The 23,727-nt window shown below is 66.1% G+C and carries 21 protein-coding genes; 20 read left to right on the forward strand and 1 reads right to left on the reverse strand.

The window, feature by feature from the left end; genetic code table 11:
- The first annotated feature begins 35 nt into the window (after window positions 1-35).
- The 10 genes from QX041_RS20020 (at window position 36) to QX041_RS20065 (ending at window position 9,879) form a co-directional block, all read left to right on the forward strand.
- Window positions 36-488 (forward strand): Fur family transcriptional regulator, encoded by a 453-nt coding sequence (locus QX041_RS20020; RefSeq protein WP_315716937.1) that lies wholly within the window; start codon window positions 36-38, stop codon window positions 486-488.
- The gene (locus QX041_RS20025; RefSeq protein ID WP_316166351.1) at window positions 481-1,200 is read left to right on the forward strand and encodes an HAD family hydrolase; all 720 of its coding nucleotides are present in this window, start codon (window positions 481-483) and stop codon (window positions 1,198-1,200) included. The genes QX041_RS20020 and QX041_RS20025 overlap by 8 nt, the downstream gene beginning before the upstream one ends.
- Before the next feature lie 54 nt (window positions 1,201-1,254).
- A complete protein-coding gene (gene miaB, locus QX041_RS20030; RefSeq protein ID WP_315751787.1) occupies window positions 1,255-2,652 on the forward strand; it encodes a tRNA (N6-isopentenyl adenosine(37)-C2)-methylthiotransferase MiaB in 1,398 nt (465 codons plus the stop codon).
- Between the two features lie 64 nt (window positions 2,653-2,716).
- Window positions 2,717-3,694, forward strand: coding sequence for a PhoH family protein (locus QX041_RS20035; RefSeq protein WP_315716934.1), 978 nt, complete (start codon window positions 2,717-2,719; stop codon window positions 3,692-3,694).
- A gap of 63 nt (window positions 3,695-3,757) precedes the next feature.
- A complete protein-coding gene (ybeY, locus tag QX041_RS20040) occupies window positions 3,758-4,267 on the forward strand; it encodes an rRNA maturation RNase YbeY (protein ID WP_315716933.1) in 510 nt (169 codons plus the stop codon).
- A 2-nt stretch (window positions 4,268-4,269) separates the two neighbouring features.
- Complete coding sequence (locus QX041_RS20045; protein WP_315751785.1) at window positions 4,270-5,439, forward strand: hemolysin family protein; 1,170 nt, start codon at window positions 4,270-4,272, stop codon at window positions 5,437-5,439.
- Window positions 5,436-7,046: an apolipoprotein N-acyltransferase gene (gene lnt / locus QX041_RS20050; protein ID WP_315751784.1), complete on the forward strand. Its 1,611-nt coding sequence runs from the start codon at window positions 5,436-5,438 to the stop codon at window positions 7,044-7,046. The genes QX041_RS20045 and lnt overlap by 4 nt, the downstream gene beginning before the upstream one ends.
- A 232-nt stretch (window positions 7,047-7,278) precedes the next feature.
- The gene (locus tag QX041_RS20055; RefSeq protein WP_006615449.1) at window positions 7,279-7,695 is read left to right on the forward strand and encodes a helix-turn-helix domain-containing protein; all 417 of its coding nucleotides are present in this window, start codon (window positions 7,279-7,281) and stop codon (window positions 7,693-7,695) included.
- Between the two features lie 322 nt (window positions 7,696-8,017).
- The gene (locus tag QX041_RS20060) at window positions 8,018-9,148 is read left to right on the forward strand and encodes a M20 family metallopeptidase (RefSeq protein ID WP_316166353.1); all 1,131 of its coding nucleotides are present in this window, start codon (window positions 8,018-8,020) and stop codon (window positions 9,146-9,148) included.
- Window positions 9,145-9,879, forward strand: a complete 735-nt coding sequence (locus tag QX041_RS20065) for a tRNA (guanine(46)-N(7))-methyltransferase TrmB (protein ID WP_316166354.1) — start codon at window positions 9,145-9,147, stop codon at window positions 9,877-9,879. The genes QX041_RS20060 and QX041_RS20065 overlap by 4 nt, the downstream gene beginning before the upstream one ends.
- A gap of 22 nt (window positions 9,880-9,901) precedes the next feature.
- Here the strand turns inward: QX041_RS20065 and QX041_RS20070 are convergent, their stop codons facing one another.
- The gene (locus QX041_RS20070; RefSeq protein ID WP_316166355.1) at window positions 9,902-10,978 is read right to left on the reverse strand and encodes a DUF2336 domain-containing protein; all 1,077 of its coding nucleotides are present in this window, start codon (window positions 10,976-10,978) and stop codon (window positions 9,902-9,904) included.
- 425 nt (window positions 10,979-11,403) lie between these two features.
- On the opposite strand from QX041_RS20070, the gene rimP reads away from it, so the two are divergent.
- From rimP to QX041_RS20120, 10 genes are all read left to right on the forward strand, one after another.
- A complete protein-coding gene (gene rimP, locus QX041_RS20075) occupies window positions 11,404-12,171 on the forward strand; it encodes a ribosome maturation factor RimP (RefSeq protein ID WP_315716927.1) in 768 nt (255 codons plus the stop codon).
- Between the two features lie 14 nt (window positions 12,172-12,185).
- A complete protein-coding gene (gene nusA, locus QX041_RS20080) occupies window positions 12,186-13,808 on the forward strand; it encodes a transcription termination factor NusA (protein WP_315716926.1) in 1,623 nt (540 codons plus the stop codon).
- An 80-nt stretch (window positions 13,809-13,888) separates the two neighbouring features.
- The gene (locus QX041_RS20085) at window positions 13,889-14,602 is read left to right on the forward strand and encodes an RNA-binding protein (protein ID WP_316166356.1); all 714 of its coding nucleotides are present in this window, start codon (window positions 13,889-13,891) and stop codon (window positions 14,600-14,602) included.
- Window positions 14,603-14,696: 94 nt separating this feature from the next.
- A complete protein-coding gene (gene infB / locus QX041_RS20090) occupies window positions 14,697-17,456 on the forward strand; it encodes a translation initiation factor IF-2 (RefSeq protein WP_315716924.1) in 2,760 nt (919 codons plus the stop codon).
- Window positions 17,457-17,616: 160 nt separating this feature from the next.
- Entirely contained in the window at window positions 17,617-18,033 is a 417-nt protein-coding gene (gene rbfA, locus QX041_RS20095; RefSeq protein WP_315716923.1) for a 30S ribosome-binding factor RbfA, read from the forward strand.
- The gene (gene truB, locus QX041_RS20100) at window positions 18,033-19,139 is read left to right on the forward strand and encodes a tRNA pseudouridine(55) synthase TruB (protein WP_315751779.1); all 1,107 of its coding nucleotides are present in this window, start codon (window positions 18,033-18,035) and stop codon (window positions 19,137-19,139) included. Before rbfA ends, truB begins: the two co-directional genes overlap by 1 nt.
- A 2-nt stretch (window positions 19,140-19,141) precedes the next feature.
- Window positions 19,142-19,411: a 30S ribosomal protein S15 gene (rpsO, locus tag QX041_RS20105; RefSeq protein WP_009025947.1), complete on the forward strand. Its 270-nt coding sequence runs from the start codon at window positions 19,142-19,144 to the stop codon at window positions 19,409-19,411.
- Between the two features lie 362 nt (window positions 19,412-19,773).
- On the forward strand, window positions 19,774-21,930 hold the full coding sequence (pnp, locus tag QX041_RS20110) for a polyribonucleotide nucleotidyltransferase (protein WP_316166357.1): 2,157 nt from the start codon (window positions 19,774-19,776) through the stop codon (window positions 21,928-21,930).
- Window positions 21,931-22,070: 140 nt separating this feature from the next.
- Window positions 22,071-22,541 (forward strand): GNAT family N-acetyltransferase, encoded by a 471-nt coding sequence (locus QX041_RS20115; protein WP_315716920.1) that lies wholly within the window; start codon window positions 22,071-22,073, stop codon window positions 22,539-22,541.
- 261 nt (window positions 22,542-22,802) lie between these two features.
- Window positions 22,803-23,492 carry a hypothetical protein gene (locus tag QX041_RS20120; protein WP_315825653.1) on the forward strand — a complete coding sequence of 230 codons (690 nt, stop codon included), beginning with the start codon at window positions 22,803-22,805 and terminating at the stop codon, window positions 23,490-23,492.
- The last annotated feature ends 235 nt before the right edge of the window (window positions 23,493-23,727 follow it).

The raw sequence follows: 23,727 nt of genomic DNA on the forward strand, positions 1-23,727 counted from the left end.
TGGTGGCAGAAAGCGCATCCTTGAGGCGAGACACGATGACCTCCTTGAAAACCACGCCAGCGCTCAATTCCACCGGAATCGAGGCCCGCTGTGCCGCCACCGGCATGCGCATGACCGAGCAGCGCCGGGTCATTGCCCGCGTGCTCGCGGAAGCCTGCGACCATCCCGACGTCGAGGAGTTGTACCGGCGCTGCGTCGCCGTCGACGACAAGATCTCGATCTCCACGGTCTATCGCACCGTGAAGCTGTTCGAGGATGCCGGCATCATCGAACGCCATGATTTCCGCGAGGGTCGCGCCCGCTACGAGCAGATGCGCGACAGCCATCATGATCATCTGATCAATCTGCGCGACGGCAAGGTGATCGAGTTCACCTCCGAGGAGATCGAGAAGCTGCAGGCCGAGATCGCCCGCAAGCTCGGCTACAAGCTGGTCGATCACCGGCTGGAGCTGTATTGCGTGCCGCTCGACGAAGAGACGAATGGCTGACGCGGCGACGGCTTCGAACCTCGATCTCGTCATTTTCGATTGCGATGGCGTGCTGGTCGACAGCGAGGTGATCTCCTGTCAGACGCACGCCGACGTGCTCAGCCTGTGCGGCTATCCGATCACGACCGAGCAGGTGTTCGCGCGGTTCCTGGGCCGCTCCCTGAAACAGGCGAAGCTCGAGGTCGAGGCCGAGCTCGGCCGTTCCCTGCCCGACGATTTCAACCCGAAACTGCAGGATCGCCTGTTCCGCGCCTTCGAGCAGGACCTCGCGGCCATCGACGGGATCGCGGAGACGCTCGACACCATCGACGTGCCGGTGTGCGTCGCCTCCTCCGGCTCGCACCAGCGCATGCGCGTCAGCCTTGGCGCCACCCGGCTCTACGATCGCCTCGCCCCGCACATCTTCTCATCCTCCCAGGTCGAGAACGGCAAGCCCGCGCCCGATCTGTTTCTGTTCGCCGCAGCGCAGATGAAGGCGCGTCCCACGGCCTGCGTGGTGGTCGAGGACAGCACGGCCGGTATCCGGGGCGGTGTCGCCGCCGGCATGACAGTGCTCGGGTTTCACGGCGGCAGCCACTGCCGGCCCGGGCACGCCGACGACCTGCGCGCGGCCGGCGCCACCGTGGTTTTCGACGACATGCGGCAGTTGCCGGCGATTCTGAGCCGGCTGGCCGAGAAAAAGCCCGCGATCGCTGGATTTTCGGCCCCCTAGCCTATATCTGAGCGCGGCGCCGAATTGGGCGCCTCCGACTGCATGCAAGGGTTCATGACGCCGCCGCGCAAGCTGCACATCAAGTCCTATGGCTGCCAGATGAACGTCTACGATGCCCAGCGCATGGTGGACACGCTGGGGCCTGAGGGCTTCGTCGAGACCGCCGAGGCCGGTGACGCCGATCTCGTGATCCTCAACACCTGCCACATCCGCGAGAAGGCCTCCGAGAAGGTCTATTCGGAGCTCGGGCGGCTGCGGGTCGCGAAGGAGGACGCCGCGCGGGCCGGCCGGACGATGCAGATCGCGGTGGCCGGCTGCGTGGCGCAAGCGGAAGGCGAGGAGATCATCGCCCGCGCCCCCACCGTCGACGTCGTGGTCGGCCCGCAGAGCTACCACCATCTGCCGCAGCTGCTGGCCCAGGCCCGCCGCGGCGAGCGGGCGATCGAGACCGAATTCCCGGCCCAGGACAAGTTCGGCTTCCTGGCGAAGCCCAGCCGCGAGGCGATCCGCGCCCGCGGCGTCTCGGCCTTCGTGACCGTGCAGGAAGGCTGCGACAAGTTCTGCACCTTCTGCGTGGTGCCGTATACGCGCGGCAGCGAGATGTCGCGTGCGGTGACACGCATCGTCGACGACGTGACGCAGCTCGTCGACAATGGCGTTCGCGAGATCACCCTGATCGGCCAGAACGTCAACGCCTATCACGGCGAAGGCCCTGACGGCCGGCCCTGGACGCTGGGGCGGCTGCTCCATGGGATCGCCGAGATTCCGGGCGTGGCGCGGATCCGCTACTCGACCAGCCATCCCAACGACGTCGACGACAGCCTGATCGCGGCGCATCGCGATCTCGAAGCGGTGATGCCGTTCGTGCATCTGCCGGTTCAGTCGGGATCTGACCGCATCCTGAACGCCATGAACCGCAAACACACGGCGACTGACTATCGCAAAGTCGTCGACCGTTTTCGCGCCGCCCGTCACGACATTGCATTCTCTTCGGATTTCATCGTCGGGTTCCCGGGCGAGACCGAGGAAGATTTTCGCGCCACCCTCGCCCTGATCGACCAAATCGGCTACGCTGCGGCGTATTCGTTCAAGTATTCGCCGCGCCCGGGAACTCCGGCAGCGGACATGCCGGAGATGGTGTCAGCGACCGAGATGGACGAGCGATTGGAGCGCCTCCAGAGCTTGATCGACAGCCAGCAAGCAGCCTTCAACAAGGCCGCGATCGGCCAGGTCGTCGACGTGTTGTTCGAGCGGCCAGCGCGCAAGCCCGGGCAACTGGTCGGACGGACCGCGTATCTGCAGCCGGCCCACGTCATGGCGTCCGACGACATCATCGGCCAGGTTCTGCCGGTGCGGATCGACAGTCTCGAACGCTACAGCCTGCTCGGCGAGCTCGTCACGGCGGCGCCGGCAGTGATCTCCCCCACGCCCCTCGTGTCCATCGGAGGCTGAGCACTTGCCCAAGAGCGCATCGGATCCGTCTTCCCTCGCTCCCAGCCGCAAGTACGACCGCGACATGTCCATGCCCCCCGAGACCCAGGTCGTCATCGATTTCGACGACAACCGTGCCGCCTCCGCCCTGGTTGGGCCTTACGGCCAGAATCTGGCCCTGGTCGAACGACGGCTCGGCGTCGTCGTCGATTCCCGCGGCAACCACATCACCATCGGCGGAACACGCGACGGCTGCGATGCCGCGCGGCGCGTGCTCGAATCGCTCTATGCGCAGGCCGTGAAGGGCCACGATCTGGCGCAGGGCGACGTCGAGGGCGCGATCCGCGCCGTGGTGGCGCAGGGCTCGCTGTTCGAGTTCGACGCCAAGAACGCCAAGAACGCGTTCGAGAGCATCAACCTGCGCAAGCGCCCGGTGCGCGCCCGCACCGCCGCGCAGGATTCCTACATCCGCGCGCTGAAGCGGCACGAGCTCGTGTTCGGCATCGGCCCGGCCGGCACCGGCAAGACCTGGCTTGCGGTCGCGCATGCGGCGCAGCTGTTCGAGCGGAAGGAAGTCGACCGCATCATCCTCTCACGCCCGGCGGTCGAAGCCGGCGAGCGGCTCGGCTTCCTGCCTGGTGACCTCCGCGAGAAGGTCGATCCCTATCTGCGCCCAATCTACGACGCGCTGTACGATCTGATGGATGCGCGCATCGTCGAGCGCGCGCTGCAGGCCGGCGAGATCGAGATCGCGCCGCTCGCCTTCATGCGCGGGCGCACCTTGACCAACGCCGCGATCATCCTCGACGAGGCGCAGAACACCACATCGATGCAGATGAAGATGTTCCTCACGCGTCTCGGCGAGAACAGCCGCATGATCATCACCGGCGATCCCTCGCAGGTCGATCTTCCGAACGGCCAGACCTCCGGACTCGCCGAAGCCGCGCGCCTGCTCGACGGTGTCGAGGGGATCGCACAGGTCCGGTTCACCGGCGAAGATGTCATCCGCCACGAATTGGTGGCGCGCATCGTCGCCGCCTACGAGGGGCCGAAAGCCCGCTGACGCGAGAGCAAGCACGCCGATGGTCGCGTCGTTCCAGCGCCATCCGCACAGATATCGACCAGGATGCCACAAAGTCCCATTCCAACGACCGAGGTGATCGTCGCAGCCGATTGCTGGCAGGACCAGCCTGACGCCGAGGACGTCATACAACGCGCCATTCTCGCCGCGGCCGAGATGGTCGACGCCGATGTCGGCGACGCCGAGATCGCCGTCATGCTGACGGACGACCAGGGCATCCGCACCCTGAACAGCAATTGGCGCGGCATCGACAAGCCCACCAACGTGCTGTCGTTTCCGGCGCTGCAGCCGACCGGACCGCGCGGCGAGGATGATGCCCCGCGCATGCTCGGCGACATCGCCATCGCCTATGAGACGATGCGGCGCGAGGCCGACGACGAACAGAAGCCGTTCGAGCATCATCTCAGCCATCTCACCGTGCACGGCTTCCTGCATCTGATCGGCTACGATCACGAGACCGATGACGAGGCCGAGGAGATGGAGGCGCTGGAGACCGAGATCCTGGCCCATCTCGGCATCCCCGATCCCTATGCCGATCGGGAACGGATGAACTGACCATGGCCGATTCCGAGCCCATCCATGACAATCCGCGCCAGACGCGCAATCTGCCGGCCGTGGTGCCGCCGGCCGAGCTCGGCCGCTCGCCGGGCGAGAACTGGCTGATTCGCGCGCTGCGCAACCTGTTCGGCTGGAAAGGCGGCGGCTCGGTTCGCGACGACCTGCAGGTCGTGCTCGATGCCTCGACGCCCGATGACATCGGCTTCTCCGCGGTCGAGCGCACGCTCCTGCGCAACATCCTCGATTTGCACGAGCGGCGCATCGCCGACGTGATGGTGCATCGTGCAGATATCGTCGCCGTCCGGCGCGACATCACGCTCGGCGAACTGATGAGCCTGTTCGAGAGCGCATCGCATTCGCGCCTCGTCGTCTACAACGACACGCTCGACGACCCCGAAGGCATGGTGCACATCCGCGACCTGCTTGCCTTCACCACGGCGCAGGCCCGGGTCTCCGACGAGGTGAAGGCGCGGCGCAAGAAGCCGCTGCCCGCCGGCCTCGATCTCAAGGCCGTCGATCTGTCGATGCCGCTGTTCGAGGCCAACATCATCCGCAAGCTGCTCTACGTGCCGCCGTCGATGCGCGCGATCGACCTGCTGGCGCAAATGCAGGCCTCGCGCATCCATCTGGCGCTGGTCGTCGACGAATATGGCGGCACCGACGGGCTGGTCTCCATCGAGGACATCGTCGAGCAGATCGTCGGCGAGATCGACGACGAGCACGACAGCGACGAGCCGCCGGCGATCGTGCGGCAGGCCGACAACGCCTTCATCGCGGACGCCCGCGCCAGCCTCGACGACGTACGCCGGGTGATCGGCGAGGAGTTCGTGACGGGAGAGGCGGGCGAAGGGGTGGAGACGCTCGGCGGCTATCTCGTCAACCATGTCGGCCGGCTGCCGGTGCGCGGCGAGCTGATCTCCGGCCCCGGCAATTTCGAGGTCGAGGTGCTCGATGCCGATCCGCGCCGGGTCAAGCGCCTGCGCATCGCGCCGCGCAAGGAACGCCCGACGCCCCGCCCGCAGCGCGAAAGCCGGCGTCGAGACGTTGCGCCGGAAGTGACCCCGGCGGACACGGACGTCCCGGCCGAGCCGCCGCCGACAGAGGCCGGCCCTGCGCCGGTCCACGACGATAGCAGCCCGCCACGGGGCGATGGAGCCAGCTCACAGTGATCCGCCCATCGACGATTCGCGGCCTCGCCATTGGCGTTGTCCTGGCCTGGGGCTGGAAGCGTGCGGCGATCGCGCTCGCCGCCGGCGCGCTCTCCTCGCTCGCGATGGCCCCGTTCAACGCCTGGCCGGTGCTTGCGATCACCTTCCCGGTTCTGGTCTGGCTGATCGATGGCGCCGCGGCGGGACGGCGGCGCGGCATCCCGGCTGCCGCCTTCACCGGCTTCTGCTTCGGCATGGGCTATTTCGTGCCCGGCCTTTACTGGATCGGCAACGCGTTCCTGGTCGATGCCGACACCTTCGCCTGGCTGATGCCGTTCGCCGTGCTGGGCCTGCCGGCCTATCTCGCGCTGTTTCCGGCCCTAGGCTTCGCCCTGGCCCGGTTGATCTGGACGCGTGATGCAACCCGCATCCTGGCGCTCGCCGTCTGCCTGACCGCGAGCGAATGGCTGCGCGGCCACGCGCTGACTGGCTTTCCCTGGGACACGTTCGGCTATGCCCTGTCGCAGCCGCTCGCGCTGGCGCAGACGGCCTCGCTGATCGGGATCTGGGGCATGACGTTCCTGGCGATCGCGATCTTTGCCAGCCCCGCGGTGCTGATCGACGGCAAGACATGGCGTGAGCGCTGGCGGGCGCCGGCCGCAGCCGCCGCCCTGCTCGTGATGATGGGCGTGTTCGGCGCTATCCGGCTCGGCCTGCATCCGACAGCCTTCGTCGCCGACCTCAAGCTGCGGATCATGCAGCCGAACCTGCAGCAGGACGTCAAGTTCAACTATGGCGCCAAGGCCGATGTCATGCGCCGCTATCTGGCGCTGTCGGACCGCGCCTCCGGCCCGAACGCCACCGGCGTCCGGGACACCAACGTCCTGATCTGGCCGGAATCGGCGTTCCCGTTCTTCCTGACCCGCGAGGCGGACGCGATGGGCCAGATCGCCGACCTGCTGTCGCCGGGCACGGTGCTGATCACCGGTTCGGTCCGCGCCCCCGACGCGCCTCGCAACACCCCCATCACCCGGGCCTACAATTCGATCTACGTGATCGATCACGACGGCACCGTGCTGTCGGTCTACGACAAGCTGCATCTGGTCCCGTTCGGCGAGTTCCTGCCGTTCCAGAATCTGCTGGAGCGGATCGGGCTCGAGCAGCTCACGCGGGTGCAGGGCGGCTTCATCCCCGGCACGGCGCGACGCAACCTGGACGTGCCACACGCTCCGCGTGTTCTTCCCTTGATCTGCTACGAGGCGATCTTTCCGAGTGACAGCGTGCCGACCGAAGAACGACCGGGCTGGATCGTCAACTTGACGAACGATGGCTGGTTCGGCATTTCGACTGGGCCTCATCAGCATCTACAGCAAGCGCAGTGGCGCGCGATCGAGCAAGGACTTCCATTAGTTCGATCTGCGAACACCGGCATCTCCGCAGTGATCGATCCCGTCGGCCGTATCGTTAAGCAATTGCCTCTCGGCGCAGAGGGCGTGCTGGATTCCGCGCTGCCTGTTGCGTTGCAGCCGACAGCCTATGCAAGGCTCGGCGACATTCCGGTTGCGATCCTGTTAGTGATCGCCCTGAGCACCGTCGTTCGCAGACGTGTTGCTCAAAAGCTTCCCTGACACCCGCAAGATCTCGATTCTTTCCGGGTCCGTAAGATTTTTTTTGACAAGCAAAACCCCAAGTGTTGACAGATAGCTGCTGCAATTCGCATTCTCGCGCGGCAGCATGAGCCGTCCAGTTCGTTGCTCGGCCGTCTTCGTTAGTACGACATGCGAACATAAATTGACGGTGTGAGCGCCTGAGGCATACTGCGACCGCCTCGTTCCGAGGCCCATTCTAAGGAGTTGAGAGATGTCGACGAAAGCGCCCAACCCTGTTGACAAGCATGTCGGCAGCCGGGTGCGGATGCGCCGTATCATGTTGGGCATGAGCCAGGAAAAACTCGGTGAGGCTCTCGGACTCACGTTCCAGCAGATACAGAAGTACGAAAAAGGCACCAATCGAGTCGGCGCCAGCCGGATTCAGCAGATCTCGGAGGTTCTGCAGGTCCCGGTCTCCTTCCTGTTCGAAGGGGTCCCGAGTGGCGGGACCAACGGTGAAGCTTTCGGCGAAGGCGCTTCGCCCGCCTATGTGTCTGATTTCCTGGCAACCTCCGAAGGACTGGCGTTGACCCGCGCATTCACGCGGATCCACGATTCGAAGCTTCGTCGCAGCATCGTCGACCTGGTCGAGCAGATCGCTGATCGCGAAGCTCCGGAAGAAGGCTAGCTGATGCGCCGGCGCTGACATTCCTATCGTGATCACTCTCATAGGAATGTCAGCGCCCTCGGGGGGCCATCAGCGGGGCACGTTTGCGGACGACGCGCTGGGCACGCTGCGTTCCGCCGGACGAATGAGCCGATAGACAGGTTGGATCACGACCAATAGAGCGCGATGGCTCCCCTTCGGGAAAGGCTATCGCGCTCTAAATCTTTTTATGCACATGTGGCCTGGAACTCCGGCGTCCCAGCCGCCAACCCGCCCAGCGGCGCGCCAGCGCGTCCACCGCCTGCTACCACTTCGTAACCATCGAGAACGATTTACAAAGCCCATGACCGCCGACAGCAGCCCGTTCGATAGTCGCACAATTCTCGAAGGCATCCGCCAATGGGTCGAGATCGAGACCCCGACCGAGGCGCCTGATCAGGTCAACAAGCTGGCTTCCCTTGTCGCGGATGGCTATCGCGGGCTCGATGCCACGATCGAACGGATCGCCGGACGCGACGGCTGCGGCGACCACCTCGTCGCACGGTCGGCGTGGGGACAGGACGAGCCGGGCATCCTGGTCCTGAGCCATCTCGACACGGTGCATCCGATCGGGTTCATCGCGCGGCTGCCGTTCTCAGTCGACGGCGACGTTGCGTACGGTCCGGGGATCTACGACATGAAGGGCGGCGCGTATCTCGCCTTTCACGCCTTTCGTCAGCTCTGCGCAGAGGGTCAAAAATCGCCCCTCGGCATTACTCATTTGTTCGTCTCGGATGAAGAGATCGGCAGCCCGACCTCGCGCGCGCTGATCGAGGAGGAAGGCCGCAAGGCCAAATACGTCCTCGTCACCGAGCCGGCGCGCGACGGCGGCAAGATCGTGACCGGACGCAAGGGCGTGGCGCGGTTCGACGTGGCAATCCGCGGCGTGCCCGCGCACGCCGGCGCGCGTCCACAGGATGGACGCAGTGCGATCCGCGAACTCGCCAACGTCATCCATGCGCTCGAAGCGCTCAACGACCCCGCCCGCGGCATCACCGTGAATGTCGGCGTCGTGCGCGGCGGCACCCGTCCCAACGTGATCGCTGAGGAAGCTTATGCCGAGGTCGATGCACGGCTGCCGACGCCTGCCGATGCCGAGGAGATCCTGCCCAAGATCCTGGGGCTGACCTCGCGCAGCGATGGCGTCACGGTCGAAGTGAGCGGCGAGGTGAACCGGCCGCCTTACGTCAAGGGCAACGCCGGCGCCGCCCTGTTCGAGCATGCGAAATCCCTGGCCGACGAGATCGGCTTCGAGCTGGTCGACACCTATACCGGGGGCGGTTCGGACGGCAATTTCACCGCACCGTTCACGGCGACGCTCGATGGGCTCGGCGTCGATGGCAAGGGCGCGCATACGCATTACGAGCAGATGTACATCTCCTCGATCGAGCCGCGGACAAGGCTGCTCTACCGTCTCTATCAAACCCTGCGATGAGCCCCGCGATCAACATGCCCGTCGACGACGATCACACCGGCACCGAGGCCCTGCACGGCCAGGGCTCGTTCTTCGGCCGGCGCAAGGGCCACAAGCTGCGGGCGCATCAGGCCGGCCTGGTCGACAACCTGCTGCCGCACCTCGCGCTCGATCTCGCCGCGCCCGCGGAAGCCGTGCTGCCCACGCTGTACGATCCGCCGGTCGACGCGCTGCGGCTGGAGATCGGGTTTGGCGGCGGCGAGCATCTTGCCGCCGAAGCGAAGGCGTTTCCGACCACCGGCTTCATCGGCTGCGAGCCCTATGTCAACGGCATGGCCAAGATCCTGTCGGCCATCGAGGCCGACAACATCGGCAATATCAGGCTGGTGGCGGGCGACGCCGCCGAGCCGTTGGCCTGGCTGCCGCCGCAGTCGCTGCAGCGGATCGACCTGATCCATCCCGATCCCTGGCCGAAGCGGCGGCACTGGAAGCGGCGTTTCGTGCAGGATGCGACGATCGCAGCGATGGCGCGCGTCCTGAAGCCCGGCGGCGAGTTCCGCTTCGTCAGCGACATCGCCGACTATTGCGCCTGGACGCTGTGGCATCTGCTGCGTTCGCCGGAGTTCGCCTGGACGGCCGAGCGCGCCGACGACTGGCGTCTGCCCTGGCCGGGCTACACCATGACGCGCTACGGGCGGAAGGCCGCGCGCGAAGGCCGCGTCGCCAACTATCTGATCTTCAGGCGGCGCTGACCGCTGCGCCGGCGAAGGTCACTCAGTGTCGTGTCTTCCAGAACGCGACGACGCGCTCGGCGGTCGATGGCAGCAGGCGCGCGTAGTTGACCCTGATCGCATCGATATCGCGCTGCGCCGGCACGCGTTTCGGTCCGAGGCGCAGCAGGATCAGTGCGTGCACGGTGCGCCAATCGAGCCCGATCATGCGGCCCAGGATCAGCAGCGGATCGCGACGATCGCCCGACACCAGCCGGTCGAGCGTCGCGATCTTCAATCCCGTCATTGCGGCGAGCGCCGCGATGACCTCCTCGTATTTGTGCTCGGATGCGAAGCCGAACAACGCCGACTGGTCCAAGGCACCGGCTTCATACAGCGACAGGATGGTCCGCTGCGCCGGCACGAAATCGCGCGTGCTATGCGCTGTACGCGCCGCATCGGCGAGTTCGGCGAGAGCCTGCCTGATCCTCGCCTGCTTGTCCGGCGGCACGACATCGAACAGCCGCCGCCTGATGACATCGAGCGAGCCGGCCAGCAGTTGTTTCAGATGATCGTCGGAAACATCTGCGCGCCGGCCGACCGTGAGCGTCAGCACGCCGTCTGAACTCGCGCGGTGGATCAGCGCGGCATAGCCTCGCGGGGAAAACGCTGCGCCGTCATTGGCAGCGGTCCGCCGCACCACGTCGCGATCACCTCGGCGCACCAGCACATCGGTCGTATCGGCCGATAGGCGCGTCCGCTCTGCCATCGCGAGCAAATGACCCTGGCTCTTGTCGCGCGCAATAGCGATGAGCACGGGATCGTCGAGCACGAGCGAACGGCGCAACAGCGGCCCCGCCACCGCGACCTCGTCGTCGCGCGCCAGCCGGCTGACGACGGCACGGGGCGCCTTGAGGAGCCGCGACAACCGCTCCGCCAGATCGATCCGCGTCGGCAGATCCGCGAACGGGACCAGATCGATCAGGAGACCGTCGAACAGATTGATGTGCTCGGGACGCAGCTTCGTCGCATCCTCGAAGAACAGGTCGGCGATGCGGCGCGTGGCCTCGAGGCCGCGTTCAGCATTGCCCTGCCTGACGATCCCGCCGAGGCCGGGGATCAGCGCGGTTGCCGGGGTCATGGACGTCTACTCGATACGCAACACGACACGTTTCCGTGCGCTCCACTCCGTGCGGCACGACGACGGGGGCGAAAAGCACGAACTCAGCTCATTTTTAAGCGATCTTGGTGAATGAAGGGTTAGACCCTGCGGCATTCGGCCGTTCCCGGTCAGGGAAAACGATCCGATCCGCAGTCCGGGCGCGGAGCAAATTCCCAGTTCCAGGCGCCGTTTGAGGCGACACGACCCTTGCCGTCAGGCGGCAAAGCGGCTATATGAGCGCCATCAAACATCATCTCATATACGATCGCGTAGTGAGGGTGGGCCCTTCCGGACCCGCTCTTTTTTGTTACCTGGATCGCTCCGCCACGGGCGGGATCGGTCCGGTGAGCGCGATCGAACAGGCCCGACGGCCCAACCAAGCAAGACACGCGATCGACGCCTCGATGACGGAACCTACGTTCGCAACCGCTGACACCGACCTCCTGACCGAGCCCCGCCTCGTCGTCGAGCCGGGCGTCGCGGCGCGCGTGGCGGCGGTGGCCGACCCGGTGCTGCAGGGAATGGGGTACCGCCTGGTGCGGATCCGCATTTCGGGCGAAGGTGGTTGCACGGTCCAGGTGATGGCCGAGCGTCCCGACGGCACGATGCAGATCGAGGATTGCGAGGCGGTGTCGCGGGCGCTGTCGCCGGTGCTGGACATCGCCGATCCGATCGACCGTGCCTATCGGCTCGAGATCTCCTCGCCGGGCATCGACCGGCCGCTGGTCCGCCGCTCCGATTTCGAACGTCACATCGGTCATCTCGTCAAGATCGAGATGGCGGTGGCACATCAGAACCGCAAACGCTTCCGCGGCATCATCGCCGGCGTCGAAGGCGACGGCGTGCGCATCACCCGCGATGACGTGGCCAAGGACCAGGAGCCGGATGTCGTGCTGCCGATGGCCGACATCGGCGACGCCAAGATGGTGCTGACCGACGAGCTGATCGCCGAATCCATGCGCCGCGGCAAGGCGGCCGAGCGCGAGAAGAAGCGCGAGCTTGGAATCGTCCCACCGCTGGCGCCGCACGCCAAGCCGGCGGCCCAGGCGAAGCCCAAGCCGAAGCCGAAAGCAAAAGACGACAAGCCGGCCAAGAAGCCGCTGCCGACCAATACCAAGAAACATCGCCTCGCCGCCGATCGCGCGCGCAGAGGCGAGATCGATCCTGATTAGAGGAGACTTGAGCCATGGCCGTCAGCGCCAACCGGTTGGAACTGCTGCAGATCGCCGACGCCGTCGCGCGCGAGAAGTCGATCGACCGCGGCATCGTGATCGCCGCGATGGAAGACGCGATCGCCAAGGCCGCCCGCGCCCGCTACGGCAGCGAGACCGACGTTCATGCCGAGATCGATCCGAAGAAGGGTGAGCTGCGGCTGTCGCGCCACATGCTGGTGGTCGAGAAGGTCGAGAACCCCTCCAACCAGATCTCGCTGGATGATGCGCGCCGCGCCAACCCGGGCGCGCAGATCGGCGACACCATCGCCGACACCCTGCCACCGCTGGAATATGGCCGCATCGCCGCGCAGTCGGCCAAGCAGGTCATCGTGCAGAAGGTGCGCGAGGCCGAGCGCGACCGGCAGTACCAGGAGTTCAAGGACCGCATCGGCGACATCGTCAATGGCGTCGTCAAGCGCGTCGAATATGGCAGCGTGATCCTCGACCTCGGCCGCGGCGAGGCGATCATCCGCCGCGACGAGATGCTGCCGCGCGAGGTGTTCCGCAACGGCGACCGCGTCCGCGCCTACGTCTTCGACGTCCGCCGCGAGACCCGCGGCCCGCAGATCTTCCTGTCGCGCACCCATCCGCAGTTCATGGCCAAGCTGTTCGCGCAGGAGGTGCCGGAAATCTATGACGGCATCGTCGAGATCAAGGCGGTCGCCCGCGATCCCGGCTCGCGCGCCAAGATCGGCGTCGTCTCCCGCGACTCCTCGGTCGACCCGGTCGGCGCCTGCGTCGGCATGCGCGGCTCGCGCGTGCAGGCGGTGGTGAACGAGCTGCAGGGCGAGAAGATCGACATCATTCCGTGGTCGCCCGACATCGCGACCTTCGTGGTCAACGCGCTGGCGCCGGCCGAAGTCGCCAAGGTCGTCATCGACGAGGACCGCGAGCGCATCGAGGTCGTGGTGCCCGACACCAACAACCAGCTCTCGCTGGCGATCGGCCGCCGCGGCCAGAACGTCCGCCTCGCCTCGCAGCTGACCGGCTGGGACATCGACATCCTGACCGAGCAGGAGGAATCCGAGCGCCGCCAGGCCGACTTCGAGAATTCCACCCGCGTGTTCATGGAATCGCTGAACGTCGACGAGGTCGTCGGCCAGCTGCTGGCGTCCGAAGGCTTCACCTCGGTCGAGGAGCTCGCTTTGGTCGACCTCAAGGATCTCGCCGGCATCGAGGGCTTCGACGAGGAGACCGCGACCGAGCTGCAGACCCGCGCCCGCGAATTCCTCGAGCAGCAGGAAGCCGAGCTCGAGGCCAGGCGCAAGGAGCTCGGCGTCGAGGACGCGGTGAAGGACGTGCCCGGCGTCACTACCAAGATGCTGGTCAAGTTCGGCGAGAACGACATCAAGACGGTCGAGGACCTCGCGGGCTGCGCGACCGACGATCTGGTTGGCTGGACCGAGCGCAAGGAGGGTGGCGAAGCCACCAAATTCCCCGGCATTCTCGACGGTCTCGATATCTCCCGCGACGATGCCGAGGCCATGGTCATGCAGGCCCGCGTCAAGGCCGGCTGGGTCAGTGAGGCTGACCTCGCCAAGGCCGAAGCCGAACCCGAGAATGAGGACGAAACGACCGAAGGACAGCCCGCCTGACCCGCTTGGCTCGCCCCATGGACACCACGATGACCCCCACCCTGACCCAGCTCGCGTGAGATGAGGAGCCGCATCACCGCATGCTCGCTTTGGCCGACCCCGAGCTCGACAATGGACCGCGGACCGAGAAGTCCGCGACCATGCGCATGTGCGCGGTCAGCCGCGAAGTGCGGCCGATCGGCGAGCTGATCCGCTTCGTCGTCGGCCCGTCGGGCGAGGTCGTGCCCGACATCAAGCGCAAGCTGCCCGGACGGGGCTTGTGGATCACCGCCTCGCGCCAGGCGGTTGCGGAGGCGGTGCGGCGTCACCATTTCAGCCGGGGCTTCAAGACCAACGTCCGCGTCCCGCCAACCCTTGCCGAAGACCTGGAAGCCTTGCTGGCCCGCAGCGCGATCGAAGCGCTGGGGATTGCCGCCAAGGCCGGTCAGGTCGTCTCCGGTTTCTCCAAGGTGGAAGCGGCGCTGTCGCAGCGGCCATCACGGTCGACATTGGCAGCCCTCGTCCATGCCGCGGACGGCGCAGCCGACGGGATCCGCAAGCTCGACGCGCTGTTGCGGCCGAACGACGGGGGTCAGGACCAAGCCCCGACAATTCCGATCATCTGCTGTCTCACTTCGGCAGAATTGGATTTGGCACTTGGGCGCTCAAATGTGATACATGCTGCCGTGCTCGCAGGCCCGGCGAGCAGGACATTCCTGTCGCGCAGCCAGACACTGGTCCGATACCGGTCGGCCGACGCTGACAAGATTGCCGGAACCGCGGCCACGAAATCTGCTTCGACTTCGAAGACATAGCACTTTGAAGCCATAGCTACGAAGACATCGCGACGATTGCACGAATGAGACGGTGCGGTAGCCCGCACGCTGGTAACGAGATTAGGACGACTGAATGGCCGACAACAACACTCCGGGCGACAAGAAACTGAGTGTCCCGAGCAAGACCTTGACGCTGAAGCCGCGCGTCGAGACCGGCACGGTACGCCAGAGCTTCCCACATGGCCGGAGCAAGCAGGTGGTGGTCGAGAAGCGCGGCAAGCGCCGCGTCGGCGATGGGGGGCCCGATGCTCCGCATGCACCGGAGCCGACCGTCGCCAAGGCGCCGCCGCCCCCGCCATCGCCGCGCTCATCCGGACCGCGCCCATCCGGCTCGTCGCAGCGCGGCGGGTCCGGCGTCGTGCTCCGCACCCTGACCGAGGACGAGCGCTCGGCGCGCGCCAGCGCGCTGGCCGATGCCCGCGTGCGCGACATCGAGGAACGCCGCCAGGCCGAAGAGGAAGCCCGCCGCCGCGCCGAGCGCGAAGCCGCCGAACGCGCCGAGCGCGAGGCTGCCGAGGCGCGCCGCAAGGCCGAGGAAGAGCGGCACCGTCACGAAGAGGAAGCCAAGCGCAAGGCCGAGCTCGAAGCCAAGAAGCGGTTCGGTGAAGGCGAGGCGCCCCGTCCGGCGACATCCGCGCCCCAGCCCGCCGCAGCCGCACCGGCCCGCTCGACGCCCGCCCCCGGCAGGCCCGTCGGCGCACCGGGCAGCCGGCCGCAGCAGATTGGTGGTCCGAGCTCGCGGCCCGGTGGCGCTCAGCCGGCGGGCGCACGCCCGGCCGGCGCCCGTCCTGCCGCCGGCGGTCCGCTCGGCCGCGCGCCGGCGGCGGTTGCCGCCGGTCCGGACGAGGATGAGGGTCCGCGCCAGATCCGCAGGGGTCCCGGCGGAGCCGCACGTCCCGCGCCGCCGCCGAAGACCACGCACAAGCCGGGCCCGCAGAAGCAGCGCGGCCGCCTGACGGTGGTCACGGCGCTCACGGCCGACGATGTGCGCGAGCGCTCGATCGCGTCGTTCCGCCGCCGCACCCAGCGCCTGAAGGGCCATGCCGCCAACGAGCAGAAGGAGAAGCTCGTCCGCGAGGTGACGATTCCGGAAGCCATCACCATCCAGGAGCTGGCGAACCGCATGTCGGAGCGCGCGGTCGACGTGATCCGTCTGCTGATGCGCCAGGGCGCGATGCACAAGATCACCGACGTGATCGATGCCGACACCGCGCAGCTGATCGCGGAAGAACTCGGCCACACCGTCAAGCGCGTCGCCGCCTCGGACGTGGAGGAGGGCCTGTTCGACGTCGTCGACGATTCGACCGACACCGAGCCGCGCTCGCCGGTCGTCACCGTCATGGGCCACGTCGACCACGGCAAGACCTCGCTGCTCGACGCGCTGCGCCACGCCAATGTGGTCTCGGGTGAAGCCGGCGGCATCACCCAGCACATCGGCGCCTATCAGGTGACCGCGCCGGATTCCGGCAAGAAGATCACCTTCATCGACACGCCCGGCCACGCCGCGTTCACCGCGATGCGCGCCCGCGGAGCCAAGGTCACCGACATCGTCGTGCTGGTGGTCGCGGCCGATGACGGCGTCATGCCGCAGACGATCGAGGCGATCAATCACGCCAAGGCGGCGAAGGTGCCGATGATCGTGGCGATCAACAAGATCGACAAGCCCGACGCCCGTCCCGAGCGCGTCCGCACCGAGCTGCTCCAGCACGAGGTTCAGGTCGAATCGCTGGGCGGCGAGGTCGTCGACGTCGAGGTGTCCGCCAAGAACAAGACCAATCTCGATCGTCTGCTCGAGATGATCGCGTTGCAGGCGGACATCCTCGACCTCAAGACCAATTCGGATCGCCCGGCCGAAGGCACCGTGATCGAAGCCAAGCTCGATCGCGGCCGCGGTCCGGTCGCCACCGTGCTGGTTCAGCGCGGCACCTTGCGGGTCGGCGATATCATCGTCGCCGGCGCCGAGATGGGCCGCGTCCGCGCGCTGATCTCGGACCAGGGCGAGACGTTGCAGGAGGCAGGCCCGTCGGTGCCGGTCGAGGTGCTCGGCTTCAACGGTCCGCCGGAAGCTGGCGATCGTCTCGCCGTCGTCGAGAACGAAGCCCGTGCCCGCCAGGTCACCAGCTACCGCGCGCATCAGAAGCGCGAGAACGCGGCAGCCTCGATCTCCGGCATGCGCGGTTCGCTCGAACAGATGATGTCGCAATTGAAGACTGTGGGCCGCAAGGAATTCCCGCTGATCATCAAGGCCGACGTGCAGGGCTCGCTGGAAGCCATTCTCGGCTCGCTGGAGAAGCTCGGCACCGAGGAGGTCGCCGCCCGCATCCTGCATGCCGGCGTCGGCGGCATCAGCGAGTCCGACGTCACGCTGGCCGAAGGCTTCAACGCCGCGATCATCGGCTTCTCGGTGCGAGCCAACAAGGAAGCGGCCGCACTCGCCAAGCGCAACGGCATCGAGATCCGCTACTACAACATCATCTACGACCTCGTGGATGACGTGAAGAAGGCGATGAGCGGCCTCCTGGCCCCCACGCTTCGGGAAACCATGCTCGGCAATGCGCAGATCCTGGAGGTGTTCAACATCTCCAAGGTCGGCAAGGTCGCCGGCTGCCGCGTCACCGACGGCACTGTCGAACGCGGCGCCAATGTCCGCCTGATCCGCGACAACGTCGTCGTTCACGAGGGCAAGCTGTCGACCCTGAAGCGCTTCAAGGACGAAGTGAAGGAAGTGCAGGCCGGCCAGGAATGCGGCATGGCCTTCGAGAGCTACGGCGACATGCGTGTCGGCGACGTCATCGAGTGTTATCGCGTGGAGACCATCCAGCGCTCGCTGTAAGTCCGAATCCTACAGAGCGCTGCAATTCGAGCGAGCAGCGATTCCGTGCACCTGCGGAATCGCCGCGCCTCTTGAACTTAACGAAGCGTCGTTGAACTCAATCAGAATGATCCTCTCGCCCGTGCTCACGCCGGGCGACGATCCATTGGATTTTTGAAAAATGCCTCGCCATCACCAGAGGGGAAGCGCCGCTTCCGGCGGCTCGCAGCGTCAGTTGCGCGTGGCCGAGACCGTGCGTCACGCTGTCGCCGACATTCTCAGCCACGGTGACGTGCACGACCCGGACCTGGAGGGACACATCATTACGGTGCCCGAAGTCCGCATGTCGCCCGACCTGAAGCTCGCCACGATCTACATCATGCCGCTCGGCGGACAGGATACGGACGTCGTGCTCACGGCGCTGGAGCGCAACAAGAAGTTCCTGCGCGGCGACATCGCGCGGCGCGTTAACCTGAAATTTGCACCTGACATCCGCTTCCGCGTCGACGAGCGATTCGACGAAGCGGAACGGATCGAGAAATTACTGCGAACACCCGCGGTGCAGAGAGACCTCAATTCGGATTCGGAAGAGAGCTGATGACCATTCCCCCCGAAACCGGCACTGTCGACGCGCCGAGCGCCGAACCGACCGCGGCCAAGACGATCCATTCGGCCGACGGACGCCCGCCGCGCGACAACAACGATCCGCGCAACAAGCCGCGCCAAGGGAACGGTCAGGGCAACCAGCCGCGCCGCGATCGTCGCGACGTCCATGGCTGGGTCGTGCTCGACAAGCCGATCGGCATGACCTCGACCCAGGCCGTGGCGGTGGTGAAGCGCCTGTTCCAGGCCAAGCGCGCCGGCCATGCCGGCACGCTCGATCCGCTCGCCTCCGGCGGCCTGCCGATCGCGCTGGGCGAAGCCACCAAGACGGTTCCCTTCGTGATGGACGGCCGCAAGCGCTACCGCTTCACCGTGACCTGGGGCGAGGAGCGCGATACCGACGACACCGAAGGACGGGTCGTCGAGACCAGCGACGGCCGGCCGGATGCCGCGGCGATCCGGGCGCTGCTGCCGCAATTTACCGGCCGGATCGAGCAGACGCCGCCGCGCTATTCCGCGATCAAGATCCAGGGCGAGCGCGCCTATGATCTCGCCCGCGACGGCGAGGTCGTCGAGCTCCAGCCGCGCCCGGTCGAGATCCATGAACTGACCCTCGTCGACCAGCCCGACCCCGACCATTCGGTATTCGAGGCGGAATGCGGCAAGGGAACCTATGTCCGGGCGCTGGCCCGCGACATGGGCCGCCTCCTCGGCTGTTACGGCCATATCAGCGCGCTCCGACGGACCCTGGTGGGTCCGTTTACCGAGAACGACATGATTCCGCTGGAACAGTTGGAGGCTTTGTGCAATAGAGCCGCGTCCGGTGAGGGAAGCCTCGCCGACGCACTCCTGCCCGTTGAGACCGCGCTGGACGACATCCCGGCACTGGCCGTCACTCGGGCTGATGCGGCAAGGCTCCACAGGGGCCAGGCCGTTTTGTTGCGCGGACGGGATGCGCCCAATAGTAGCGGCACAGTCTATGTCACGGTCGCAGGCCGCCTTCTGGCGCTTGCCGAAATTGGCAATGGCGAACTCATCCCCAAGCGCGTGTTCAACCTGACCGGACTGACTGCCAGCTCCGGTCGCAACGAAAGAGACTGACGATGTCGGTGACCGCAGAGCGCAAGGCGGAAATCATCAAGGCGAACGCCACCAAGGCCGGTGATACCGGTTCTCCCGAGGTGCAGGTTGCGATCCTGTCGGAACGCATCAACAACCTGACCAGCCATTTCAAGACCCACGGCAAGGACAACCACTCCCGCCGCGGCCTCCTGAAGCTGGTGTCGACCCGCCGTTCGCTGCTGGACTATCTGAAGAAGAACGACGAGGCGCGCTACAAGGCGCTGCTCGAGAAGCACAACATCCGTCGTTGAGCTTCGCGTTGGAATGGGCGCGCGCGGTATTGCGCGCGTTGATGGCATGATGCCGAGGACGCCGCTTCGATCGCGGCGTTCGCGAGTCCGGGATCGTGCGGTCCGGCTGGGTCTGGAAAGAGGCAGATACGCTCTTCGCCTGATCCTGCCCGGACCATGCAGTACGCCTCAGCAGCAATCCGGCCGCTGGGCGTAACGGGCAAGGTGCCCGTTATTTACGAGAAGGATGGACGCCATCCGAAATAAGAAAACCATGGCAGGATCGCAGGGCGCTGATCGTTTTCCAGCGCCCTGCAATCTTGCGCATGGTTTTTTTGTTTCCGAGGGGTCTGCCTTCGATCATCTCATGAAAGAAGATACCCATGTTTACCAAGCATTCCGTCGAGATCGACTGGGGTGGGCGTCCGCTCAGGCTGGAAACCGGCAAGATCGCCCGTCAGGCTGACGGCGCCGTCGTCGCCACCTATGGCGAGACCGTCGTGCTCGCGACCGTCGTCGCCGCCAAGGCGCCGCGCGAAGGCGTCGACTTCCTGCCCCTGACCGTCGACTATCAGGAAAAGACCTACGCCGCGGGCCGCATTCCCGGCGGCTATTTCAAGCGTGAGGGCCGTCCGACCGAGAAGGAGACGCTGGTCTCCCGCCTGATCGACCGGCCGATCCGCCCGCTGTTCGTCGATGCCTGGCGCAACGAGACCCAGGTCATCGTGACCGTGCTGTCGCACGACATGGAGAACGATCCGGACATCGTGGCGCTGGTCGGCGCGTCGGCCGCCCTGACCTTGTCGGGCGTTCCGTTCAAGGGTCCGATCGGCGCGGCCCGCGTCGGCTTCGCCAATGACGAATACATCCTCAATCCGACCCTCGACGAGATGGCCGACACCCAGCTCGACCTGGTCGTCGCCGGCACCTCGGACGCCGTGCTGATGGTGGAATCGGAGGCCAAGGAGCTCAACGAGGACATCATGCTCGGTGCGGTGATGTTCGGTCACCGCCACTTCCAGCCGGTGATCAACGCGATCATCGAGCTCGCCGAGAAGGCCGCCAAGGAGCCGCGCGACGTCGCGATCATCGACAACGGCGCGATCGAGAAGGAGATGCTTGGGATCGCCGAGCAGGACCTGCGCAACGCCTACGCGATTCCGATCAAGCAGCAGCGCTATGCTGCCGTCGGCGCCGTCAAGGAAAAGGTGATGGCCCACTTCTTCCCTGAGGGGCAGGAGCCGAAATACGACAAGCTCCGGATCGCCGCCGTGTTCAAGGAGCTCGAGGCCAAGATCGTCCGCTGGAACATCCTGGACACCGGCAAGCGCATCGACGGCCGTGACGCCAAGACGGTGCGCAACATCGTCTGCGAGGTCGGCGTGCTGCCCCGCGCCCACGGTTCGGCGCTGTTCACCCGCGGCGAAACCCAGGCGCTGGTCGTGACCACGCTCGGCACCGGCGAGGACGAGCAGTACATCGACGCGCTGTCGGGGACGTACAAGGAGACGTTCCTGCTGCACTACAACTTCCCGCCCTACTCCGTCGGTGAAACCGGCCGTCTCGGCGGCACCAAGCGCCGCGAGATCGGCCACGGCAAGCTCGCCTGGCGCGCCATCCACCCGGTGCTGCCGCCGCACCACGAGTTCCCCTACACCACGCGCGTGGTGTCGGAGGTGACCGAGTCCAACGGTTCGTCGTCGATGGCCACCGTCTGCGGCTCCTCGCTGGCGCTGATGGATGCAGGCGTGCCGCTGAAGCGGCCGACCGCGGGCATCGCGATGGGTCTGATCCTGGAAGGCAGCCGCTTCGCCGTGCTGTCCGACATTCTCGGCGACGAGGACCATCTCGGCGACATGGACTTCAAGGTTGCGGGCACCGAGAGCGGCATCACCTCGCTGCAGATGGACATCAAGATCGAGGGCATCACCGAGGAGATCATGCGGGTTGCGCTGGGCCAGGCTCGCGAAGGCCGCATCCACATCCTGGGTGAGATGTCCAAGGCGCTGACCGCCGCGCGCGCCGAGCTCGGCGAATACGCGCCGCGCATCGAGACCTTCAAGATCCCGACCGACAAGATCCGCGAAGTGATCGGCACCGGCGGCAAGGTGATCCGCGAGATCGTCGAGAAGACCGGCGCCAAGGTCAACATCGAGGACGACGGCACCGTGAAGGTCGCCTCCAACGACGGCGAGGCGATGAAGGCCGCCATCAAGTGGATCAAGTCGATCGCCTCCGATCCGGAGGTCGGCCAGATCTATGACGGCACCGTCGTCAAGGTGATGGAGTTCGGCGCTTTCGTGAACTTCTTCGGCACCCGCGACGGCCTCGTGCACATCTCGCAGCTCGCCGACAAGCGCGTGCAGAAGACCACCGACGTCGTCAAGGAAGGCGACAAGGTCAAGGTCAAGCTGCTCGGCTTCGACGACCGCGGCAAGACCCGGCTGTCGATGAAGGCGGTCGACCAGACCACCGGCGAGGATCTCGAGGCCAAGCAGAAGGACGCGCCCGCCGAGGCGCGCGAAGCCGCTGGCGAGTAAAGCCGGCGTCCCCTTCGAATGAAATACAAAGGGCGGCTTTCGGGCCGCCCTTTTTTGTTGTCCTATTGGTCGCGCACCCTCGCGCGTCCCGGGTCACGGCTGCGGATGCAGAGGCCGTCACCCCGCTTAAGGTCACCCACATGCACCATCCTATCATCCGCCCTGCCCGTCCGGACGAATACGACGCCGTCGCCAGGCTCTGGATGGAGAGCTGGTGTTCGACGGGCCTGGAAGCGCAGAGCGAGAGGCTGCTCGCGGTCCTCAGGGAGCGCGTGCCGCGTGAAGTCGCCGGCGGTTGGAGCCTGTATGTCGCCGACGACCGCGGCGGCCTCGCGGCGATGCTCGCGATCAACGTCCCCACGCTCTATCTCGACCAGCTGATGATCGCCCCGTCCCATCAGGGCCGCTCGCTCGGCCGCCGGCTGCTCGCCTTCACCCGCGAGCTGCTCCCCGACGAAGTGTGGCTGCGCTGCGCGAAGGGCAACGACAAGGCGTGGCGCTGGTACGAGCGCGAGGGCTTCGTGCTGGAAAAGGAGGAAGCTGACCCGCTGCACGGCCGGATCATGAAATATTATCGCTGGAAGCGTGACGGTCAGGCGGCGGCCTCCTGATCGCAGAGCGTGCAAGCGCAAATCTTGCGCGTGGCGACCGGAAACCGTTGCGTGCCCCTTCGCAGGCGAACTAAGTTCGAGTTCCCGACGACCTCGCATTCTCGAACCGTCCCCATGTCCGTGCCGCTCCTGCCGATCCGTCGTCTTGCGCTCGTCGTCCTCGCCGCTGCCTTCGCAACCGGGGCTTGGGCCCAGGCTCCGTCAGCAACGGCGCCCAAGGCCGCCCCCGCGGCCAAGAAACCCTCCGGAAAGACAAAGGCGATGGCGAAACCAGGCGCCATCGAAAGCGGTCCGTGCCGTCTTGGCGTCATTTCCGCACTCGGCGACCAGCTCGCCGTCAGCAAGTTCGGCCTCACCGTGTTTGAAATCGAAGAGGACGAAGTCACGTTGCCGGGATGGGGACTGGACGACCTCGCCATGGCGCGCGTGCGCGCGGCCACCGGCGGCGACCCGGCCGTGCACAGGATCGGCTATCCGAAAGGCGCGTTCGAGCCCTACTACCATCCGACGTCGCGCTTCCTGCCCGATCCGAAGGAGAGCCTGGCCTCGATCGTTCGCAACGTCACCACGAATGCCAACTGCGCACGCTACCTCGTCGTCACCAGGTTCGAGACGACCATTCCCAACACCACCCTGAGGCTCAGAGGCATCGGCGCCTACAATCAGGGGGTCGGATCGATCCTCAGGCACTCGCATCTGTTTGCGAACGTCAACATCACGCTCATCGACGGCCAATCCTACGAGAAGATCAGCTCGTTCTCGGCGGATACCGGCGCCAGGCTGGCCGAGACCATGAGGCTCACCGAGGATCCTCTCAATAAGCTCAACAATGCCGACTTCCCCGAGCCTCTCGCGGCTGCGGCCTCCAGCACCGCCCTGCGCGAGCGGCTGCGTACTCTGGTCGCGGCGAAGCTCGATCGCGACCTGCCGAGCTATCTGAAGATCGAATGATGCCGTCGCCCGCGTTCACACGGTTCGAACGAGCTTCATTGGCCCAATCCTCTCCCTTATGCGACGAGCTCTCCCAGTGACAATCTCTCGCCGACTGGCGCCGCTGTTCATGGCCGTGATCTGGTCATGCACCAATGCCCTGGCGCAATCGGCGCCGGCGCCGCTGAATGCCAAAACAGCGCCAAAGACCGCGGGCACCGCTGCCAAGGCAGCCAAGCCGACGACGGCCCTTCGC

Origin of the sequence: Bradyrhizobium sp. SZCCHNRI2009 (assembly GCF_032485115.1) — a bacterium.
Classification (GTDB): Bacteria; Pseudomonadota; Alphaproteobacteria; order Rhizobiales; family Xanthobacteraceae; genus Bradyrhizobium.